At 37.8% G+C, this 20,089-nt stretch carries 21 protein-coding genes and 1 tRNA gene; 10 read left to right on the top strand and 12 right to left on the bottom strand.

All coding sequences use genetic code 11. From position 1 onward, the window contains the following. Window position 1: 1 nt before the first annotated feature. Complete coding sequence (locus IGJ19_RS05730; RefSeq protein WP_071867143.1) at window positions 2-538, bottom strand: hypothetical protein; 537 nt, start codon at window positions 536-538, stop codon at window positions 2-4. Window positions 539-734: 196 nt separating this feature from the next. On the opposite strand from IGJ19_RS05730, the gene IGJ19_RS05725 reads away from it, so the two are divergent. Beyond that, window positions 735-1,694 (top strand): Gfo/Idh/MocA family protein, encoded by a 960-nt coding sequence (locus tag IGJ19_RS05725; protein ID WP_260697436.1) that lies wholly within the window; start codon window positions 735-737, stop codon window positions 1,692-1,694. Window positions 1,695-1,758: 64 nt separating this feature from the next. On the opposite strand, the gene IGJ19_RS05720 is transcribed toward IGJ19_RS05725, so the two are convergent. Next, a complete protein-coding gene (locus IGJ19_RS05720; RefSeq protein WP_115357529.1) occupies window positions 1,759-2,718 on the bottom strand; it encodes an aromatic acid exporter family protein in 960 nt (319 codons plus the stop codon). Between the two features lie 109 nt (window positions 2,719-2,827). Here IGJ19_RS05720 and IGJ19_RS05715 point away from each other — a divergent pair, with 109 nt between their 5' ends. After that, window positions 2,828-3,424, top strand: a complete 597-nt coding sequence (locus tag IGJ19_RS05715; RefSeq protein WP_071867146.1) for an FUSC family protein — start codon at window positions 2,828-2,830, stop codon at window positions 3,422-3,424. A 49-nt stretch (window positions 3,425-3,473) separates the two neighbouring features. Here the strand turns inward: IGJ19_RS05715 and IGJ19_RS05710 are convergent, their stop codons facing one another. Together IGJ19_RS05710 and IGJ19_RS05705 are read right to left on the bottom strand one after the other, a co-directional pair. After that, the gene (locus tag IGJ19_RS05710) at window positions 3,474-4,955 is read right to left on the bottom strand and encodes a flotillin family protein (RefSeq protein WP_071867147.1); all 1,482 of its coding nucleotides are present in this window, start codon (window positions 4,953-4,955) and stop codon (window positions 3,474-3,476) included. 13 nt (window positions 4,956-4,968) lie between these two features. Further along, complete coding sequence (locus tag IGJ19_RS05705) at window positions 4,969-5,493, bottom strand: NfeD family protein (protein WP_034690200.1); 525 nt, start codon at window positions 5,491-5,493, stop codon at window positions 4,969-4,971. Between the two features lie 126 nt (window positions 5,494-5,619). On the opposite strand from IGJ19_RS05705, the gene IGJ19_RS05700 reads away from it, so the two are divergent. The 4 genes from IGJ19_RS05700 to IGJ19_RS05685 all read left to right on the top strand — a co-directional run bounded on the left by IGJ19_RS05700 (window position 5,620) and on the right by IGJ19_RS05685 (window position 8,579). Further along, entirely contained in the window at window positions 5,620-6,432 is an 813-nt protein-coding gene (locus tag IGJ19_RS05700) for a DNA/RNA non-specific endonuclease (RefSeq protein WP_086334574.1), read from the top strand. 9 nt (window positions 6,433-6,441) lie between these two features. Then, the gene (locus IGJ19_RS05695) at window positions 6,442-6,816 is read left to right on the top strand and encodes a hypothetical protein (RefSeq protein ID WP_074799723.1); all 375 of its coding nucleotides are present in this window, start codon (window positions 6,442-6,444) and stop codon (window positions 6,814-6,816) included. A gap of 195 nt (window positions 6,817-7,011) precedes the next feature. After that, window positions 7,012-7,707, top strand: coding sequence for a helix-turn-helix domain-containing protein (locus IGJ19_RS05690; protein WP_115357196.1), 696 nt, complete (start codon window positions 7,012-7,014; stop codon window positions 7,705-7,707). After that, window positions 7,707-8,579 carry an IS3 family transposase gene (locus IGJ19_RS05685; protein ID WP_142433158.1) on the top strand — a complete coding sequence of 291 codons (873 nt, stop codon included), beginning with the start codon at window positions 7,707-7,709 and terminating at the stop codon, window positions 8,577-8,579. Before IGJ19_RS05690 ends, IGJ19_RS05685 begins: the two co-directional genes overlap by 1 nt. A 211-nt stretch (window positions 8,580-8,790) precedes the next feature. Here IGJ19_RS05685 and IGJ19_RS05680 read toward each other — a convergent pair whose 3' ends face one another. Continuing rightward, a complete protein-coding gene (locus tag IGJ19_RS05680) occupies window positions 8,791-11,382 on the bottom strand; it encodes an HAD-IC family P-type ATPase (protein WP_430604465.1) in 2,592 nt (863 codons plus the stop codon). A gap of 162 nt (window positions 11,383-11,544) precedes the next feature. Here IGJ19_RS05680 and IGJ19_RS05675 point away from each other — a divergent pair, with 162 nt between their 5' ends. Further along, window positions 11,545-12,333, top strand: coding sequence for a MerR family transcriptional regulator (locus IGJ19_RS05675; protein WP_430604464.1), 789 nt, complete (start codon window positions 11,545-11,547; stop codon window positions 12,331-12,333). 94 nt (window positions 12,334-12,427) lie between these two features. Here IGJ19_RS05675 and nagA read toward each other — a convergent pair whose 3' ends face one another. From nagA to IGJ19_RS05655, 4 genes are all read right to left on the bottom strand, one after another. Beyond that, a complete protein-coding gene (nagA, locus tag IGJ19_RS05670; RefSeq protein WP_071867153.1) occupies window positions 12,428-13,576 on the bottom strand; it encodes an N-acetylglucosamine-6-phosphate deacetylase in 1,149 nt (382 codons plus the stop codon). Between the two features lie 74 nt (window positions 13,577-13,650). Further along, the gene (locus tag IGJ19_RS05665; RefSeq protein WP_071867154.1) at window positions 13,651-14,487 is read right to left on the bottom strand and encodes a helix-turn-helix domain-containing protein; all 837 of its coding nucleotides are present in this window, start codon (window positions 14,485-14,487) and stop codon (window positions 13,651-13,653) included. A gap of 435 nt (window positions 14,488-14,922) precedes the next feature. Further along, complete coding sequence (locus IGJ19_RS05660; RefSeq protein WP_019724414.1) at window positions 14,923-16,140, bottom strand: pyridoxal phosphate-dependent aminotransferase; 1,218 nt, start codon at window positions 16,138-16,140, stop codon at window positions 14,923-14,925. 134 nt (window positions 16,141-16,274) lie between these two features. After that, on the bottom strand, window positions 16,275-16,436 hold the full coding sequence (locus tag IGJ19_RS05655; RefSeq protein WP_169823223.1) for a hypothetical protein: 162 nt from the start codon (window positions 16,434-16,436) through the stop codon (window positions 16,275-16,277). 64 nt (window positions 16,437-16,500) lie between these two features. On the opposite strand from IGJ19_RS05655, the gene IGJ19_RS05650 reads away from it, so the two are divergent. Beyond that, window positions 16,501-16,583, top strand: a tRNA-Leu gene (locus IGJ19_RS05650). Between the two features lie 156 nt (window positions 16,584-16,739). Here IGJ19_RS05650 and tnpA read toward each other — a convergent pair. The 3 genes from tnpA to IGJ19_RS05635 form a co-directional block, all read right to left on the bottom strand. After that, entirely contained in the window at window positions 16,740-17,195 is a 456-nt protein-coding gene (gene tnpA / locus IGJ19_RS05645; RefSeq protein WP_100917284.1) for an IS200/IS605 family transposase, read from the bottom strand. A 297-nt stretch (window positions 17,196-17,492) separates the two neighbouring features. Further along, complete coding sequence (locus IGJ19_RS05640) at window positions 17,493-17,768, bottom strand: hypothetical protein (protein ID WP_019724534.1); 276 nt, start codon at window positions 17,766-17,768, stop codon at window positions 17,493-17,495. 97 nt (window positions 17,769-17,865) lie between these two features. Continuing rightward, on the bottom strand, window positions 17,866-18,558 hold the full coding sequence (locus IGJ19_RS05635; protein ID WP_071867155.1) for a DNA-directed RNA polymerase subunit omega: 693 nt from the start codon (window positions 18,556-18,558) through the stop codon (window positions 17,866-17,868). 210 nt (window positions 18,559-18,768) lie between these two features. On the opposite strand from IGJ19_RS05635, the gene IGJ19_RS05630 reads away from it, so the two are divergent. After that, window positions 18,769-18,981: a DUF378 domain-containing protein gene (locus IGJ19_RS05630; RefSeq protein ID WP_010735711.1), complete on the top strand. Its 213-nt coding sequence runs from the start codon at window positions 18,769-18,771 to the stop codon at window positions 18,979-18,981. A gap of 400 nt (window positions 18,982-19,381) precedes the next feature. Next, window positions 19,382-19,996 carry a LysM peptidoglycan-binding domain-containing protein gene (locus IGJ19_RS05625; protein ID WP_086334572.1) on the top strand — a complete coding sequence of 205 codons (615 nt, stop codon included), beginning with the start codon at window positions 19,382-19,384 and terminating at the stop codon, window positions 19,994-19,996. Window positions 19,997-20,089 lie beyond the last annotated feature (93 nt).

Below are 20,089 nucleotides of genomic sequence, written 5' to 3'. Positions count from 1 at the left end.
TTCATTCCCTTTCTGGTTCCACTTTCTCACTAACGTAAGTTTCTTCCAGACTTTCATTTACCCAATCTAACAACTCGATTTTCTCCCCTTCGATTTGCTTTTGAACTTCTGATGGTAATCGAAAGTTCAAAATGTCATCATAACCCCACTCATCATATTGAATACTGACTTTCAAGTCAAGATATCCATTGACAATTTGATCATTTTTTAAAGGGAGCAACTCTACATTCGCACTGCCGCTACTTACCCATTTCTGAGCAATACGTGTTTTGATTTGCTTATATTCGGCTACTGCAACGTTTCTTTTTTCAGGGAAAATAATGGTTTGACGTAGAATTTTTTGCGTCAACATCCATTCATAGTCCGTAAAAAGATTTTTCACTTTTTGCATGGCCTCGGATGGTAAGTTTTGTTCACCACGCTTCCAAGCTTGCCAAGTTGTTTCATCCACCAATAGATAAGTATCTAAGAAATTTTCTTCTGTTTCAAATTGTTCGAGTAAAACACTCATAATAAGATCAACGTATACTTGATGCATCGCAATCTCCTCCTCCTTCTTATTCTACTTAAATTAAGTTAAAAAATCATCTATTAGAACATTTCTTTCACCTTTTTTTAGAAAGCAATTCTTCAGAACGATTGGATGTCCTTTTTTTGATATAATAATAGCGAAACCAAGAGTATTCAACTAAATACCCTTATATTAAATATATCACGTCAAGGAGAGATGAAAAATGAAAAAATACCAATGGGGCATTGTCGGTCTAGGATCGATTGCTAACGAATTTGCAGAAAACTTCGATCAAACATCAAGTGAATTGGTTGCTGTTGCATCACGAACTTTGGAAAAAGCACAGGATTTTGCTACACGCCATTCTATCAAAAAAGCGTATGGCGATTATCATGATATGTTGCAAGATGCTGAAGTTGATATCGTGTATATCGCCGTTCCGAATCGTCAACATATCGACTACATTCTTCCTGCCTTGGAAGCTGGGAAACATGTCTTATGCGAAAAAGCCATCACGATGAATAAGGCAGAACTTCAACAAGCCATCCAATTAGCGGAACAAAAAGAGCTGATCTTGGCAGAAGCGATGACGATTTTCAACATGCCTTTGTATCATCAACTTCGTTCAATGATCGATTCAGGCAAGTTAGGTGCATTAAAGATGATCCAAGCACCTTTTGGCAGTTACAAAGAACCTGATCCGACCAATCGCTTCTTCAACCCTGATTTAGCAGGTGGGGCATTACTTGATATTGGAACCTATGCTGTTTCATTTGCTCGATTCTTTTTGAGCTCACAACCGGAAGTCATCGCCTCTCGTATGATTCCATTTGAAACAGGTGTTGATGAACAATCTGTAACGATCTTGCAAAATAAAGAAAATGAACTAGCTACGATCAGCCTGACCTTCCAAGCAAAAATGCCAAAAGTCGGAATCGTTGCTTTTGAAAATGGGTATATCTCAATCAATGATTATCCTAGAGCTGACCAAGCAGAGATCATTTATACTGATGGTACAAAAGAACTGATTGAAAGTGGCCATCGTGCGCAAGCAATGAATTATGAAATTGAAAATATGGTAAAAATGATCGAAGGAGAACTGCCAAACCGTTCCCTGTATTTAACCACCGAAGTGATTGCACTTTTAGATGATATGCAAGAGCATTGGAAGAGTAACAGATAAACAGAATAAGAATAAGACGAAGCAGAGGATGGTCACCTCATCGCTTCGTCTTATTTATTCACCTTTACGCATCCACTATCATCTGCTGAGAAAATTCTACTTTTATTTCAATAAAACTTTTGAATGACTGTAAAAACTGAAACAATTCCGCACGATCCTCAAATTCACTTCGCGTAGTCGGCAATGGCATTTGACGATACATTCCATAGACCTCTTCGATCCTTGTCAATATTTCTTTGCCATCATTTGATTCAGAAAATGTCTCAGCTGTATAGATCAACAAGCCGTATATATGGTCGCTATAAGGCACTGGGTCCTGGATATAAGCTAAATTTTCTTGCATATCTTGGATCACATTGATCTGAGCCCGTCGCATAGAAAAATAGGTTTCATAATATTGATTTTGTCTAAGCAAGTTATTCTCTTGGTGATTCCGTGCATATGCCTGGCTTTCTCGAATATAAACTTGTAATTCTTTGCATAACCCTTGATTTTCGTAGGCTTCGCCAGAAAGCAAAAAGTCTGCCATGTTCTTCAAAAGAAGACGAAATCGCTCTTCGATGATCACTTGATTTTCCTTTAAACGTTTTTTACTATCTGGCATATAGACATTAGATAACAAAGCAAATCCTACACCAATGATCATCAAGGCTGCTTCGTTTGTGATCAATTGCCAACTCATACTTTGTTCACTAAGATAATGAGTGATCAAGACTGAGTTTACAACGATTCCTTCTGTCAATTTGAACCGCACGGCGATTGGAATAAAAAATAATAGAAAGATACTGAAACTGATGATTCGATAGCCCAAAAGTGTAAAACACATAAAGGCAATAAGTGTAGCGACAATAAATGCAGCGATTCGATAGATCCCAGTCATCAAGGTGGAGCGACGAGTATTCCCGACACTTAACAACGCAATAATACCGGCAGATGGCCAGAACAATAAGGAAAAGTAGTTTGCAACCAACATGGAAGCAAATACACTGATGACCGTTTTTACCGTTCTCATTCCAATACGCATGATCGGCTCCTTTCTTTTTATTGAATTATACTAAATTCGTTCATGAAAAACTAGCAATCCATGGTAAGTTTAGTTATGATATTGTAAAGAACGTAAAGGAGAGTATACTATGCAATTTGGACGCTTTCGACTTGGTATGCGTACAATGAAGAGTGCTTTAGCCGTTTTCTTATGTATTTTGATCTTTCATCTCTTTGATCGTGGCATTCCAATGATTGCTGCCCTATCTGCTGTTTTTTCCTTGCGCCAAGATTTGACTACGACCTTTTCTTTTGGTCGCTCGCGTATTATTGGCAATCTACTTGGTGGCGGATTAGGTATTTTCTATTTTTTTGTAAAAAGTTACTTCCACAATGATTTTTTAGTTGAACTGATCGTTCTCCCACTTTTAGTGATCATTGTGATTGTCTTATCTGACGGTATCAATAATAATTCTGGGATCATAGCTGCTATTGCAACATTATTGCTGATCTCTTTAAGTATCCCTCAAGGAGAGTCAGCCTTCTATGCGATTGAGCGGGTTTTCGATACATTTATCGGGACATTTATTGCTATCGGTATCAATTTTTGCTTGCGTCCGCCAGAAGTTGAAAAAAAAGAAGAGATTGTCGAGGACTTAGAAGAATTAAGAAAAAAAGAGCAGGCTTTACTTGAAAATCTGGAAGAAGTAAAGGCACAGATCCGTGAGCAAAATGAAAATAAATAGCGAACCAATAAAAGACTCAAAGGACATGATCCTTTGAGTCTTTCTTAAGTTATTCTTTCGGTTCATTTGTTCCTTCGTAGACATTCAATTGTCTAGAATTTCCACGAGTGGAAAGATTCTCAATGATATCTTTGATGTCCAATCCAGTTGTTTCTTTCAACGTTTCTTGTGTCGTCGACAACAAGTTTGTCGCATAGCTTGTCACTCGATTGGCGCCACCTGCTTCACCTGAGGAATTACCTGTGTCAACAACAGAGATTTTTTCGATATTGCCTAGCGGTTGTGCCGCTTCACGCATCAGTTGAGGCAACATTTCGATCACCATGCTAAGCACAGCGGCTTCTCCGTATTCTTTGAACGCATCTGCAATTTTTTGTTTTGCTTCTGCTTCCGCTTTCCCTTTTGCTAAGGTGGCTTCTGCCTCGGCTTGTCCAGCTAAACGAGTTTGGTTGGCTTGGGCTTGGGCTAAGGCTTCGATTCTAAATTGTTCTGCTTCTGCCTCAGTCACTTCTTTGACTTTTTGCGCTTGGGCTTCTTGTTCTTTGGCGTAACGATCCGCATCGGCTTTTTTCTTCACTTCAGAATCGTATTGTTTTTCACGACGAATGATTTCTTTTTCTTCTAATTCGATTTGTTTTTGACGTTCGACGACTTTTACTTGCATCTCTTGTTCGATTACTTGTTGTTGTTCTCTGGCACTTTCTAAATTATACGCTTGGTCAGCTTTTGCTCGTGCCACATCTTGTTCCTGTTTATAGGCAGCTAATTTCAATTCTTTTTCTTTTAAAGATTCGGCGATCTCTGTTTGGCGTTGTAATTCTGCGGCTTGAGATTCTTTCTCTGCTTCCGCTTTTTTGATACGCGTTTCTTTAAGTGCTTCTGCTTCTGCAATATCTGCATCACGTTTGACTTGAGCAATCCGTGGTTTCCCTAAAGAATCCAAATAACCATTTTTATCACGGACTTCTTTGATCGTGAACGAAACAATGATCAATCCCATTTTTGCTAGATCCACCGAAGCAACTTCTTGCACACTTTGGCTGAATTTGTCACGATTCTGGTAAATTTCTTCTACTGTCATCGAACCTAGGATCGACCGCAAATGACCTTCTAATACTTCACGTGCTTCATTTTCAAGTTCTTCTCGCGTTTTTCCTAGAAATTGTTCCGCTGCTGTCGCAATTTCTTCGACAGAAGAACCGATCTTGATGATCGAAGTACCATCACACATCACCGGCACGCCCTGCTCTGTATAAACTTCTGGGGTAGATACGTCTAATTTACTTGATAATAAACTGATACGATTCGAACGTTGGAAAACTGGTAGTACGAATGCACCTCCACCGCGGACAATTTTGATTTTATTGTTACTCTCGTCGGCATGGACATTTTTACTTCCTAAGTAACTACCACTAATGATCAATGCTTCGTCAGGCTTTGCCGTTTGGTACTTAGCAACAAAGACGATCAATAACATTAAAACGATCAACACTGCTAAAACAATTGCAACAAACACTCCAGATATTTCCATTTCTTCCACTCCTTTACATTTTCAACATACTTTCGTACGGTGTAACATAACAAACACGGTCTCTTACTTCAATGATCAAAACCTTTTCGCCACGTCCGATCATTTTCTCTTGGGGCGTATAAAAACAAGCAGGGCGACTGATTGAACCAGTAACACTTTTTAATTGGATTTCTCCCATTCCTTGGATCGGTATCGGGGTCACGACTGTCGCGATTTGACCTTCTAATGTTTTTTCAGAAGTTGATAGCGTCGATTCTGCGTGCTTCATCGGCATCAAGATATAAAAATTCAACAAAAAAACTAAAACGGTTGCAATAATCGCGCTGATCACGAAAATCACTAACGAGGACTGGTCGGTCAAGGATTCACCTAAATAACCTAATAAACTGGTAAAAGTCAACCAGGGAACGATCAGCATCGGATCAATAGGTCCATCGAAATCAAAGACATCTCCAAAAATAACAAGTAACACTGCAACCCCAGCGCATATGAGTAAAACGTACCAGTAAATCGTGATGATTGCGATTCCTCCTATCATCTCATTCGCCTCCTTTGTGTACAAGATTATCATATCATACTAACCTATATAATTAACCTACTTTGGATAAAGTTTTCACTTTTAGTCCGCTTGGTTTTGGATTATACTAACAAAGGAGGTGAACGAATGAAAAATTTAAAAAAACTATGGGGTACTTTGATCTCTATAGTTGTTTTTGGCGCAATTGGCTTTATCGGAATGGATCTAGTGAATGTAGAACAACCGATCTCAAGGGATTACAGTGAATCTAGTTATACTGCTTCAATCGATAGTGAACCGGAAGTTTCTACTGACCAACGATCAAACATGCGTACATATAGTATGGAATCTTCTGATAAACCAGTCGAAAGTACAAGCAAAAGTGAAGCTACTATCACAAGTAGTATACCTGACTCATCTGAACCAAGAAACAACGGCTTACCACAAGAAGAAGACTTAGCACCGACTGGAAACAATCCTGGGCCACAAGAATTAGGAACAGCTTCCTTTGATTTGGCTGAACTCTCAACAAACAAAGGATGGATCGAGTATCATGAGCTTGATCGATTAGGACGTCCCACTGGTGCGGATGCCTTATTGGAAAAATCAATGATCAATACAGGAACCAGCGCAAACCGTGACATCCGTCCTCCTGGATTTATTTCTGGTCCCAGATATGATCATTCTCGCGGACATCTGATCGCTAAACAGTTCGGCGGTAGTGGCGACGACGAAAGAAATCTAGTTACTTTGTTTCAATTTCCAGTCAACGATCCTTACATGAACTACTATGAACTAAAAATCCGTAAGGCGTTGAATCATGGTGAAACTGTACGCTATCGTGTTACTCCACATTATGTTGGCGATGAACTCATCCCTGAAAGTGTCGAGTTAGAGGCAAAAGGAACAGGCAATAATCCAACGATTGATTTTACGGTATTGATACCAAATAAAAAGTAGGTGAAACGATTGTTTGAACAATTGAAGCAACATCGTACATTAGAAGAAACACTCGCATGGCTGGAAGAAAACGAGCTGTTCGATTATGAGGAACTTGTGTTTTTCCCTTCTTACCAACATTTCAAAGCTAGTATTCTGCGAACAATCGATTATACCTCACTGGATGAAGCGGATGTTGCGAATCTCCTTTCATCCTTGCACTTGGTTGCTCGCACGATCGATGGTGATTATCTCTTAGCAAATGAAAAAACGGTTTGTTTGTTTCCCCGCTCTCACCAAAAAGAAGAAATCCAGCGATTTAATGGGAGTTTAGCCGATCTACTAATAAGATACGCAAACTCTTCGAAACCAATTGTCGAATTTTTCAACTTTTCTACTAACTAAGGTTGCTCGCATTAACAATGACAGACTGGGGCTTATATTTGAACATTTAACAAAAAAACGTATCGCGCATGTTTAGGTTTATGAAACAAAATATCGTACAAAAAAACGTCCGAAATGATCATTCTGATATGCTCCCTATAAAGTAGACAAGGAAAAAAACAAAATTCCAAATCTACTTTATAAGGAGTTTTTTGTATGTCTAAGAGAAGTCCATATTCTCCAAAAGAAAAATATCAGATCATTTCAGAGGTGATGGGTGGTCGTTGTAGCGTAAACAGTATCACGAAGAAATATTCTCTTTCCAATGGGACGATAGAAAGTTGGATTCATAAATATAACGAGGAGGGGCTCGAGGGGTTAAAAGAGGCGAAAACCTGGAAGCGGTATGATCGTGAACAAAAACAGAAAGCCATTCTAGCTGTCCTCAATAAAGAGATGTCTCTTCGTCAGGCAACGCTATTATTTCAAATATCTTCACACTCCGTTTTAAGAAAATGGATTTCAAGTTATACTAAGGGGGAAACACTAAAATTTACAAGTAAAGGCAGTGTACCCAAAACCATGACAAAAGGACGTAAAACCACTTATCAAGAGCGTATCGAGATCGCTCAATACACCATCGCTAATGAGCTGAATTACGCTCAGTCGATTGAAAAATACGATATTTCCTATCAACAAGTGTATTCTTGGGTAAAAAAATACCAACAATATGGAGAAGAAGCGTTAAAAGACAATCGTGGTCGAAACAGATCAAGCGAGTTCTTAACCGAAGAAGAACGGCTGAAATTACGAGTAAAAGAGTTAGAAGCTCGAAACAAGCATTTAGAAATGGAGAATGATTTCGTAAAAAAGTTACAGGAAGTTCGGCGGCGAAACCATCCCTCACGTTAGTGAGGAACGTTGAACTCTACCAAACGAGTTCTTCTCTTCATGAAGAGAAGAACTATTCAATCACTCAGCTCTGTCAGTTAGCAGGGATTGCCCGCTCTTCCTACTATAAATGGGTGAAATGGCAACCTTCCAAAAAGGAAATGGCCAACCGAAAGTTGGCGAAAGAGATTAAGAAGAAATATGACAGCAAAAAAGGAGCAATTGGTTATCGGCAAATTCGAATGCAGATTAACAGAAAACTAAAGAAACAGTATTCTCGAAATCGTTATTATCGATTAATGAAAGCCATTGGTATCAAAGCAGTCATCAAAAAAAAGCGTCCCACTTATATAAAATCGATGGAAGCACATGTTGCAGAAAATGTATTAAACCGTAAATTTGTCGCTAAAAAGCCCAATCAGAAATGGTGTACAGACGTGACTGAATTGCGCTATGGAAATGGTAGAAAAGCCTATTTAAGTGCAATCATCGATCTCTATGATCATTCGATTGTCTCTTGGGAGCTAGGTCATTCAAACAATAATTTACTTGTCATGAATACGATAAAAAAAGCAATGGATAAGAACTCTGGAGTAAGACCATTACTTCATAGTGATCGTGGGTTTCAATACACGTCTTATGACTATAAGAAACTTGAAACAACATATAAGTTCACCAAAAGTATGTCCCGAGTGGGGCGTTGTCTAGATAATCAACCGATTGAACATTTTTGGGGAACCTTTAAAGAAGAAAAATTTTATCAAGAAAGCTACCAGAATTTTGAGGACTTAAAGAAATCTGTAGGTGAATATATGCGGTATTATAATAACTACCGCTATTCGGAAGCCTTGGATGAGCTTTCGCCGAATGAGTTTAGAAAGCAAGCTGCATGAAAACAGGAATCGAGTGACTCGATCCCTGTTTTCATACCATTTTTGTTTTTTTACTGTCTACTTGACAGGGGGCACTTCATTCTCATTTCGGGCGTTTTTACTAACTTATTTTATAAACTAGTCTCTTCCAATGTTACTTGGGTTTAGTGTGAATAAAAAGCACCTAGTTACTTTGCTATCTTTATATGTTTCATTTCAATAATATGAATGATCAAGCACCTACCCTGTAACTTCTAGCTGATAAAACATATTTTTCAATTTCTACTAAGAAGAATAAAAGTAATCCAGGTAAAAGACTGATGACGACTTCCGTACTTGATAGTAGGTTTGTTCCTAAAGCCATTCGTAATGGTGGGAACCAGATCATCGCGGCTTGAAGCAAGATCATGATCCCAATTGAATAAAACAATGCTGTATTTTTCCATAATCCTCTATCTAAACTAAATTCGCTAATCCTACGACAATTGATCATATAGAAGGCTTGACCAAACACCATTGCATTGATCAACACGGTCTGACGTGCATCGTTTGAGACATATTCCATCGCAGTTAAGCCTAAGATCGTTAAGATCATCCCTACATATAAAATGCGCATCAACGCATATCGTGACAAAATCCGTTCATTCAATGGTCGTGGTCGTCGACTCATCACTTGTTTTTCTGCCCGTTCAAATCCTAAAGCATAGGACAAGGTGATCGAAGCAACTAGATTCAACCATAAGATTTGCACAGTCGTCAAAGGTAATGGGTAGTTTCCGATCAATGAGAAAAGTAACAATAATCCTTGCGCCAAACATGTTGGTAAATAAAAGAGAATCGTTTTCTTCAAGTTGTCGAATATCCGACGTCCTTCTTTGACTGCATAAGCGATCGTCTCAAAATTATCATCGACTAAAACCATATCTGCTGCTTGCTTACTGACATCGCTCCCTTTGATTCCCATAGCAATCCCGACGTCAGCTTTTTTCAAAGCTGGTGCATCATTCACACCATCACCGGTCATCCCAACAATTTCACCTTGCGCTTGTAGATAAGAAACGATTGCCAATTTGTGTTCTGGTGTCGTTCGCGCAAATACATCGTTTTCACTTACTGCTCGTTGCCATTGTTGCTCTGACAGTTGATTCAGCTCTTTTCCTGTGATTGCTGTTTGATGATTTTGCAATCCTAGTTGTTTTGCGATGGCTTTCGCTGTCAGTGGATGATCGCCTGTGATCATTTTGACACGTATTCCTGCCTGTTGCATCGATTTCACTGCTTCAATCGCTGACTCTTTTGGTGGGTCGATCACGCCGCATAAGCCAATCATCGTCAATGCTTCATCTAGTGAATCATGAGATAAGTCTTTATCGCCGATTTCTTTCATCGCAAAAGCTAACACACGTTGCCCTTGACTCGCTAAATCCTCATTTTTCTTATGCCAACGTTTTTTATCGATCGATTGGCTCATACCTCTAGCGTCCATTTGTTGCCCCGCTTTTTCGATCAATACATCCGGTGCACCTTTTACGAACAAGATATTCTTCCCATTGATCTCATGAACAGTCCCCATGTATTTATACGCTGAATCAAAAGGGATTTTGGCAATAGGTGAATGGATTATCGCCTTTTGTGTATTTGTATAACGTAATAATGCAAGTTCTGTTGCATTTCCTGTTGCAGGACAAGCCCCATCTGCTAATTGTGTTTCTTGACAATTATGCATCGCTTGTAACAAATATTCTTCAACTGTTGTATGCGATACTTTCGCAAATGTTTCAGGCGTATACCAATCATTTAATGTCGCTATGTGAACTAAAGACATTTCATTTTTTGTCAATGTCCCTGTCTTATCTGAACAAATAACCGTCATCGCACCTAAGGTTTCTACTGTAGGCAATGTTTTTACGATGGCATTCTTCTTTGCCATTCGATTCACGCCAATCGACAAAATGATCGTTAAAATCGACGGCAGGCCTTCTGGAATCGAAGAAACGATCAAAGCAATGATCGCCGTAGCAATATAGCCCCATGTCATACCATAATAAAAATACGAAACAAGAGCAATTAACAAAATCAATGCACTGATTCCTTTAAATATACTTGTATTCATTTCCTTAATTTTCTTCAATAATGGGGTTTCTTGTTCCTCAACAGTAGATAAAGAATGGCTGATTTTACCGATTTGAGTATTCGAACCTACTTCAACAACTACACCTAATCCATTACCAGACTCAACTTTTGTGCCCGAAAAAGCCATATTTACTTGTTCAGCTAATTCTGTATTTTCAGGTAAGCTCTCAACAGTTTTGCTGACAGAATGTGTTTCTCCTGTTAAAATCGCCTCATCCACTTGCAAATTGAATGACTCGATGATTCGAACATCTGCTGGGACGATATCTCCAGCAGTCAAGACGACTTGATCGCCAACAACCAAGTCTGCCGGATCGATCTCTCGTTTTTTACCATCTTCTAAAATCACTGCTTTATCACTCAATAATCCTTTGATACTATCTAAAGAAGAAGCTGCTTTTCGTTCTTGGAAGTACCCGATCATCGCATTTAGAAAAACAACTAAAAAGATCATGCCACCTTCCATCAATGCACCAGTTGCTACTTTCAATATCGCTGCCCCTAATAAGATGTACATCAACGCATCATGGAAATAAGATAAGAATTTTTGCCATTCTGGTGTTTGATCCTTTTCTTCCATTTTATTTCTGCCATATTTTTGTTGACGTTCCAGTCGATCACTCTCTGTGATATATTCTGTGACTTGAACTTGTTTGATTGTTTCTTCCGTTGACTTGTTATACCATTCCATACTTTTTCTCCTCCAACAATGACTAATCTATAATCAGCTTACAGGTTAGAGTAACTCTAAGGTCAAGAGTTCAGTGTAAATAATTTAAAAATACTCGCTTTTTTGAATCAACTAATAGTAAAATGAGGGACAGATATAAACTATAAATAAAATCAAACGGAAGTGAATCGATTGAAAATCAATGAATTAGCAAAATTATATGATATTACTCCACATACTTTACGTTACTATGAAAAAATCGGTTTGATCCAACCAGATTATGACGATAACGGTTATCGAAATTATTCGTACAAAGAATTAGAACAACTAAATACGATTCGCGATCTGCGATATTTTGATGTTTCTTTGCCTGAGATCGTCGAGTACCTGAATAATAAAAATATCGATCGAACAAAAGAACTTTTACGATTTGAAATTGACTCTTTGCATCGTTTGATTGCAGAATCAAAAGAAAAAATTTCCTTATTAGATGATCGCTTACAGTTGATCTATGAAGTGGAAGATACTCCATTCAATCAACCGATCGTGATGGAACATCCGTTACGTCAAGTAATCAAAGACGATGAAATGACGACTAGCGATGATGTCGATTACGCATTGAAACAGCTGCATAAAAAGTATGAGAAACACCTCAGTGCCAACAATCAAAATTTATTTGGAAGTATCTTACATGAAGAGTCAGATCCTTTTGCCTATCAAGTCTTTTATTTCTATCCAGAAACTGCCTCTTTGATCAACGAGGTGTCCACGTTACCATCCGGGAAATACTTGACCTACACTTACCAAGGAGCCTACGAGCAACAAGTCACAGGCATTCAAGAAATAAAAAAATATGCACAAACACATCAATTAGAATTAAAAAGTCCATTTTATGAACTCTATCTCGTAGATTTCCATGAAACCAATGACCAGAATGAATTTATTACACGCTTAGAAGTATTGATCCAGTAACCAACTATTTATCTAAAAAACAGCACAAAAAAACAGCCAAAAGAGAGTAAAGCTACGAGTTGCTTCTTCCTTTTGGCTGTTCATTTATGCTTTTTTACGCATGATAACGTTCAACACCATCTAAATAGGTGGCATCTAAGGTCATGTCAGGATTCAAGACGATGAAATCAGCATCTCTTCCTTTAGCAATCTTTCCACATGTATCGTCGATCTTACAGCTAACTGCAGGAACGTACGTAGCCATCATGATTGCTTGTTCTGGTGTAGCTAAGCCCCAATCTACGACATTTTTGATTGCTTCTTTTAATCTTAGGATACTTCCAGCTAGATTTCCAGATTCTAAGCGAGCCGTTCCATCTTTTACGACTACTGGGAACTCACCTAAATTGTAGTTACCATCAGGCATCCCACCAGCCATCATGCAATCCGTGATCAAAGCCACATGTTCATGTCCTGCTTTTTCCATCAGGATCTGTGCTGCATTTGGGTGGACATGGTGACCGTCACAAATCAACTCAGAAAATACGTGATCCAATGATAATAACGCGCCGACCATACCTGGCTCACGATGGTTCAAGCCGCGCATCCCGTTAAACGCATGAACAAATACACTTGCACCTGCTTCAACAGCTGCTTGTGCTTCATTGATCGTTGCATTACTATGACCTAAAGCAACGACAACGCCTTCATCTGTTACTTGTTTTACAAATTCTTCCACACCCGCGCGTTCTGGTGCTAATGCGATTTTTTTGATCAATCCGCCTGAAGCTTCTTGCCATTCATTGAAGACTGCCAGATCGGGGTCGCCAAAATAACTTGGGTTTTGCGCGCCTTTATGCTCTTCTGTAAAGAATGGTCCTTCAAAATAGATCCCTTTGATTTTAGCGCCAGGAGCTTCATGGTACATTTTTCCAATCGTCTCTGCCACATCTTTTAGACGTTCTTTACTAGAGGTTAATGTTGTAGGTAAAAAGGCAGTTACCCCACAAGATAATAAGCCTTCTGACATGGCTTTGATTCCTTCTGCGTCATTATCCATAACATCGTGATTCATAAACCCATGAATATGTGTGTCTACAAGTCCAGGGGCGATCCATTTACCGCTTTGATCAATGATCGTTACTTCACCTGTTGGTTTTTCTGAAAGATATTCGCCAAAAAGCCCATCAGTGATTTCAAGATATCCAGTGTTTTTCACACCAGATGCTAAAAAGAATTTGTCAGCATAGATATAAGTTCTCATTCTATTCTCTCCTTTGATGATCTACCTTTAAATTACTCTTATTTACGAAAGAAGTCAAGAATGGTCTACACCATTTATATACTTTTAGCAATCTTTTTTACTGCTTGAGCTAATTCTTCATAAAACAATGCTTTTGATAGTTCATTTTGCTGTTTGTAGATCAAACTTTTTAGAATAAATAAATCATTTAAATAATAATAGCTATTTTTTTCTTGTGCCCAACGAATCCCTTGATTCACTTGTTCAAGAGCTGCTTGGCGTTCTCCTTGATGAAATAGAAAACTACCATAATTATAAAAAATCTGCGTCAATTCGCTTTTGTTGTGCTCGTTGATCGTATCATGCAAGAGTTGGACACTACGACTTAAATAATATCTTGCTTCTGTACTTCTCCCTGCAACCCCATAGACTTTACCAATACAGCTGATCAATTGGATCTCGATATCACAGACATGTGTCCGATCTTTTTGGCTAGAGTAAGTCAATGCTTCTTTCAAGTAACTAAGTGCCTTTACTAGGTTTTTCCTTAATGTAAATTCACAAACACCTAAATAATAATAATACCGTTGAAAATCCTCAGCTGAATAGAGATTCTCTGTCACCTTCGCTGATTTTAGTTCTTGTTCTAATTTACGATAATCTCTTTTTAAAAAGTAAAGGTCCAGAAGATCAAACTGTCTAGTTGCTGCTCGCATCTTGTCCTTGGATAAGTTCATTACATAATCGATCGTTACACCAAGCCTGTGACAGATTTGGGCCATCACTAATACATTTGGTAACTCTTCGTTATTTTCGATTCTACTTAGCACACTTTGAGAACAAATGCCTTGTGAAAGCATTTGTTGAGTCATTTTTTGTTCTTTTCGGATTTCTTTGATGATCGTACCAAAGGAATCGACTAATGCTTCCATAAGTATCCCCCTCTCAAAAAAAATATGCGTATTCGCATGACTACATGTATTGTACTTGACTACTTTGTAAACTTCAAGAAAAGTCCAATAGCAACGAATCATTTTTCAAAAATTGACATTAAAAAAACGCCTCGGTATCCGGACGGCTTTTAGGTGAAGTCGTATTTACTTTATAAAAAAACTTGCCAATCACATCGTTTTTACTACTCGTTGGCTATTACTCGAAAATGGTTATTGCAGGTGTTAAGTGAGAATAAACCCCAGACAAAAACGGTTGATTTAGTGAAGTAAGCAAACGCCTATAAGAATCGTTGATTCCAATTTTTATAGTGATTCACTTACTTCATAAAATCTTGATTTGTCCCGTCAGTTACTCGCTTGCGCTTAAAACTACCTACTTAATACACACGCACAACAGCCAAAATATGACATTTCCTATCTTTGTTGGTAGGTTGTCAGGAATTCACGCATTTTTTTCGCCGTTACTTTTAGATCGTCTAATTTTGGTAAGTAAACGATTCGAAAGTGGTCTGGATCAGGCCAGTTAAAACCGCCTCCGTGAACCAGTAAAATCTTATGCTCGTGTAGAAAATCTAATACGAATTGCTCATCATTGGTAATATTAAAGCGTTTCGTATCGATTTTTGGAAAGATATAAAATGCTGCTTTCGGTTTAACTGCTGATAATCCAGGGATATCGTTGATTGCATTATAGATGTATTCTCTTTGTTCGTAGATCCGTCCACCTGGCAATAACAATTCATCCACACTTTGGTAGCCACCTAATGCAGTTTGGATGATTTGTTGTGACAGGACATTTGAACAAAGACGCATAGAGGAAAGCATATTCAACCCTTCGATATAGCCTTTTACATTTGATTTGTCACCACTCAACACCATCCAGCCGACACGGAATCCCGCCACACGATGTGATTTAGATAGGCCATTCAATGTGACAACGAATAGATCAGGTGCTAAAGTCGCAATCGGGATATGCTCTAAGCCGTCCATCACTAAACGATCATAGATTTCGTCTGAATAAATGATCAATTGATGTTCTCGTGCGATTTTCACGATTTCTTCTAATAACTCTTTCGGATATAAAGCTCCTGTTGGGTTATTAGGATTGATGATCACGATTGCCTTTGTTCGGCTAGTAACTTTGGATTTGATATCCTCAATATCTGGATACCATTCGGCTTGTTCATCGCATACATAATGAACTGGTTTTCCTCCAGCCAAAGAAACAGAAGCTGTCCATAAAGGATAATCTGGCATTGGCACTAATACTTCATCGCCATTGTCCAGTAGCCCTTGCATACACATCGTGATCAGCTCACTGACCCCATTACCAGTATAGATATCATTGATCGTCACATTTGGAAATTTTTTCAATTGACAATACTGTTCAATCGCTTTTCGTGCAGAAAAAATCCCTTTTGAATCCGAATAGCCTTCTGAATCTCTAGCATTCATGATCAAATCACGGATCACTTCATTTGGTGCCTCAAATCCAAATGGTGCTGGATTTCCCGTATTCAATTTTAAAATACTGATGCCCTCTTCTTGCATTCGCTCTGCTTCTTCAAGAACCGGTCCCCGGACATCGTAACTTACGCCTTCTAATTTGTTGGATTTTTCAAATTCTCTCATAGTGATCCAATCCCTCGTTTCAAAAAAGTTAGAAATTTCTGATTATACCTATTTATTTCCATATCATACTCCATTCATCTGGTTTTTGCCACCGTTTTAAAAAAATCCTAGATGAAAATCAACTTTTTTTACTTTTATCTTTCATGTCGATCGTTCCAAAGATTTGCTGCCCAATCCATAGCGATCCCAATGATCACACCTAAGAATATCCCCATGATCAATTGTCCGAATGCTGATCCAATGATCATGCCTGCCACCATTCCTAAAATGGAAAATTCTCCATCATATTTATTCATGATTTTCCTCTTTCATATCTTGACATCTATTTCGTTACTCGCTATGATTAAAGTGTTGTTTCTTGCAGACGTGATGGAACGGCAGACATGCAAGATTGAGGGTCTTGTGAGCGCAAGCTCGTGTGGGTTCAAATCCCATCGTCTGCATAAATCATAACCACCCTTCAAAAGGGTGGTTTGCTCTAGGGCTATAAGCCCTTAACACCGGCCAGCGCCTAAAGACGCTGGCTTTCTCATTTCATGTTCAAGCCATATTGCCTTTGTCACTTTTGCCTACCTTTAAAAAGGTTTTTGTTCTACTCTCTAACCCTTAAAAGGGTCCTCGTATTCTCGAACGCTCAATTTATCTAGCGCTATATCATGTTTCTCTTGTTCTTGAATGTATTTCCTTATGGTCGCTTCATTCAATCCCACTGTGCTTACATAATATCCTTCTGCCCAAAAATGTCGATTGCCAAATTTATATTTTAAATTTGCATGTTTATCAAAAATCATCAATGCACTCTTTCCTTTAAGATAACCCATAAAACTTGACACGCTTATTTTTGGTGGGATACTCAATAATAGATGGACGTGATCTGGCATCATATGTCCTTCCAAGATTTCTACTCCCTTATACTTACATAGTCGTTTGATAATTTCTTGAATACTTGCTCGATATTGATTATAGATGATTTTTCTTCTATACTTTGGTGTGAATACAATGTGGTATTTGCACAGCCACTTTGTATGGGCTAAACTATTTGCTTTATTAGCCATTTCTTTTCCCTTCCTTTCGTTATCAATATGACCTGAACAATCATATTTTAACGATAGGAAGGGCTTTTTGGTAGAACCTTTTATTCCCCACCCGCATAGCAGGTGGTTTTCTGTTTCACTCGCTTTGCGAGCTCAACTTGGTCTAAAGACAATAATAAGTAAAACTCATGGTTTATGCCATGAGTTTTTTTGTTTTTATTTGAAAAACAAGGCAGTTCAACGAGTCAATTTACATTTTTTTCTACCTATATAAGAGTAATCCATTCGTCATTGCTATCAAACATTGTTTTTGTTCTCTCATTTGATGATCTTCTGTTTAGGGAAGAGACTATTTTCAAAAGCGACAACAATGTTTGGTTTTTCTAATACCGTGTAGTCTTTGACGACAAATTGCTTACGGTTATTATAGTAGCCTTTCACAAATATCTTCATTCCTTCATCGACATCGGCAATAAAATTAAGACTATGATTAGCAATCAAGCAATTCTCTGACCCTAAAGTAAAACGGATCAGTGGTCGTTCCCCTAGTTTGATCGTTCTGATTTTTGAGACCGTGCCATATTTTCTTTCCATTGTCATCTCTCCCCTCATCACCATTATACGAACAAACGTTCCGTTTTTCAAGTGATTTTCCTTGAAAAAACAACTCTAAAAAAAGTATCTTTAACGTCTACTTATTCACTTGGCGATCAACGATTTGTTGAGATTTTTCCGCCGTTTGCTTTGCATCGTTTCTCGCTTTTTCTAATTGTGCGATATAACTTCTCAAATTACTATTTTCTGCTGAAATAGTTTCTAATTGTTTCTTCGTGGTTGCTAAATCAGTTTGTAAATTTGTTTTTTCTCGATTTAATTGGTTGATTTGCTCGTTTAACTGATTGACAGTACTTTGCATCTCTGTATATTTGCCCTGAATCTCTTGGAGTCTAGTATTCCATTGACTATTTAGGGTGTTGATTTCGTTTATTTTTTGAGTGATTTCATTGATCTTATTGTTGATTTCGATTTGTTTGTCATTTAGTTGGTTTTCTTTACTGGTTAATTGGTTTTGTAAATTTGCATGTTCAGCAACCAATTGGCTTTTTTGCGTTTCCAAGTCAGTGATCTTTGTTTGGTATTCTTGCGCTTTTGTTTGTATGTTTTGAAGATCTTGATTTTTTATTGCTAATTGACTATTCAAGTCAGTGATTTTTTGGTTATGGTTTGTTAACTGTTGATCAAGTTTTTCTAAATTTTCGTTGATCTTAGTGATATCAGATTCCCCACCCCAGAATAAAACTTCTCCTGCAAACCGTGTGCCTGTATAACCAATCCCCCCTAGCAACAATGCAATCAATCCAGTAATCATCCATTTTTTTTTCATGTTCTTCTCCTTAATAAATATTATTATTTTATAACCAGCTAAATCTAATCTTTTACTTATCTATTGTCAAGACATATCTATTTTTAATTTTCAAATTCTATAAAACGTTGAAATGAAAGGACTATAAATTAAATTACAGGCAATATTTTAGTACAAATTCTTTAATTGTTTTATAATAATAGTATGTCATATAGGAAAGGGGTAATTTCAATGAAAACTTTAGATATGATTGCTTTAACATTGTTGATTGTTGGAGGATTGAACTGGTTATTAGTCGGTTTATTAGAATTTGATTTAGTTGCGACGATTGCAGGCGGCTCTACGACTATTTTAGCTAAAGCTATATATATTATTGTTGGGATTTGTGCTATTTATTGTTTGAAATTCTTTCCAATGATCTCCAATCGTGTAGAACATCAATAATTGGGATTTGATTTTTTTAGAACATGGGGCAAACATTTGCTCCATGTTTTTTTATTGATTAACTTCTTCGTATTGTCGTCTATAGACTTAAGAATAGCTATTATGATTGATTGATATCCAGCCATTTTATCTTCTACAATAGAAAAAACATATTTATTGCCCGCTTAATATTTTCTTAACTAATTTTTCTTATCAAAAAACGAGAACATACATTCTTTTAATTAAAGGAAAGAAAGCGTTTTTCGGTTACATATGTTTCGTTAAATATTACAAAAAAGGTAGCTTTGTCATAAACTGTTACGTTTTTATCACCTATGAAATGTCTCATCATGGTAAAGTATTACTCGTTAGCGAAAACAGCTAATCAAAATAACTTTTTAAAATACGAAGGAGATCTTTCATGAAATCACTTAAAACTATTCTTTTTGGAACAACTTTGGCCGCCGGCGCTGCATTATTTATGGGTACTTCTGCACACGCAGACGAAGCCTACACTGTTCAATCAGGTGATACTTTATCAACGATTTCTCAAAAATACGTTGGTGACAACTCCTTGATCCAAACAATTGCCGAAGCGAACTCAATCTCAAACATTCACCTGATTTTTTCAGGTCAAGAATTAACTATTCCTACTGGTGAACAAGCAGCTGCTCCTGTCGCTACTCAAGCGCCTGTAGAACCTGTTCAAGAAACAGCTCCAGTTGTGGAAACACCTGTAGTGGAACAAGCTCCTGTAGTAGAAGAAGCGCCCGTTGTGGAACAAGCACCTGCTACTGAAGTAGCTGTTTCAACTGGTACGAACGATGCCAAAGAATGGATCGCACAAAAAGAATCTAGCGGTTCTTACACAGCAACAAACGGACGCTATATCGGCCGTTACCAATTAGACTCTTCTTACTTGAACGGTGACTACTCTGCTGCCAATCAAGAAAGAGTAGCAGAACAATATGTTGCCTCTCGTTATGGCTCTTGGGAAGCGGCACAAGCTTTCTGGTTAGCTAACGGTTGGTACTAAGAACGATTTAACATTGAGTTAAAAGCTAAATAAATAAAAAATGGAAGGCTCGAAAATAGATTATCTATTTTCTGAGCCTTCCATTTTTTATTT

Origin of the sequence: Enterococcus sp. DIV1368b, assembly GCF_050529595.1 — a bacterium.
GTDB classification, from domain to species: domain Bacteria; phylum Bacillota; class Bacilli; order Lactobacillales; family Enterococcaceae; genus Enterococcus_B; species Enterococcus_B mundtii.
The sequence above is the reverse complement of the archived record's forward strand: the minus strand, read 5'-3'. Positions and strand labels throughout refer to the sequence as shown.

Coding starts and splice junctions, on each gene's coding strand:
- IGJ19_RS05730 (WP_071867143.1), bottom strand. CDS start 538: ATGCATCAAGTATACGTTGATCTTATTATGAGTGTTTTACTCGAACAA.
- IGJ19_RS05665 (WP_071867154.1), bottom strand. CDS start 14,487: ATGGAAGCATTAGTCGATTCCTTTGGTACGATCATCAAAGAAATCCGA.
- IGJ19_RS05660 (WP_019724414.1), bottom strand. CDS start 16,140: ATGAGAGAATTTGAAAAATCCAACAAATTAGAAGGCGTAAGTTACGAT.
- IGJ19_RS05705 (WP_034690200.1), bottom strand. CDS start 5,493: ATGATAGGAGGAATCGCAATCATCACGATTTACTGGTACGTTTTACTC.
- IGJ19_RS05630 (WP_010735711.1), top strand. CDS start 18,769: ATGAAAACTTTAGATATGATTGCTTTAACATTGTTGATTGTTGGAGGA.
- IGJ19_RS05720 (WP_115357529.1), bottom strand. CDS start 2,718: ATGCGTATTGGAATGAGAACGGTAAAAACGGTCATCAGTGTATTTGCT.
- IGJ19_RS05635 (WP_071867155.1), bottom strand. CDS start 18,558: ATGAAAAAAAAATGGATGATTACTGGATTGATTGCATTGTTGCTAGGG.
- tnpA (WP_100917284.1), bottom strand. CDS start 17,195: ATGGCTAATAAAGCAAATAGTTTAGCCCATACAAAGTGGCTGTGCAAA.
- IGJ19_RS05715 (WP_071867146.1), top strand. CDS start 2,828: ATGCAATTTGGACGCTTTCGACTTGGTATGCGTACAATGAAGAGTGCT.
- IGJ19_RS05700 (WP_086334574.1), top strand. CDS start 5,620: ATGAAAAATTTAAAAAAACTATGGGGTACTTTGATCTCTATAGTTGTT.
- IGJ19_RS05725 (WP_260697436.1), top strand. CDS start 735: ATGAAAAAATACCAATGGGGCATTGTCGGTCTAGGATCGATTGCTAAC.
- IGJ19_RS05690 (WP_115357196.1), top strand. CDS start 7,012: ATGTCTAAGAGAAGTCCATATTCTCCAAAAGAAAAATATCAGATCATT.
- IGJ19_RS05640 (WP_019724534.1), bottom strand. CDS start 17,768: ATGGAAAGAAAATATGGCACGGTCTCAAAAATCAGAACGATCAAACTA.
- IGJ19_RS05680 (WP_430604465.1), bottom strand. CDS start 11,382: ATGGAATGGTATAACAAGTCAACGGAAGAAACAATCAAACAAGTTCAA.
- IGJ19_RS05710 (WP_071867147.1), bottom strand. CDS start 4,955: ATGGAAATATCTGGAGTGTTTGTTGCAATTGTTTTAGCAGTGTTGATC.
- IGJ19_RS05625 (WP_086334572.1), top strand. CDS start 19,382: ATGAAATCACTTAAAACTATTCTTTTTGGAACAACTTTGGCCGCCGGC.
- IGJ19_RS05655 (WP_169823223.1), bottom strand. CDS start 16,436: ATGAATAAATATGATGGAGAATTTTCCATTTTAGGAATGGTGGCAGGC.
- nagA (WP_071867153.1), bottom strand. CDS start 13,576: ATGAGAACTTATATCTATGCTGACAAATTCTTTTTAGCATCTGGTGTG.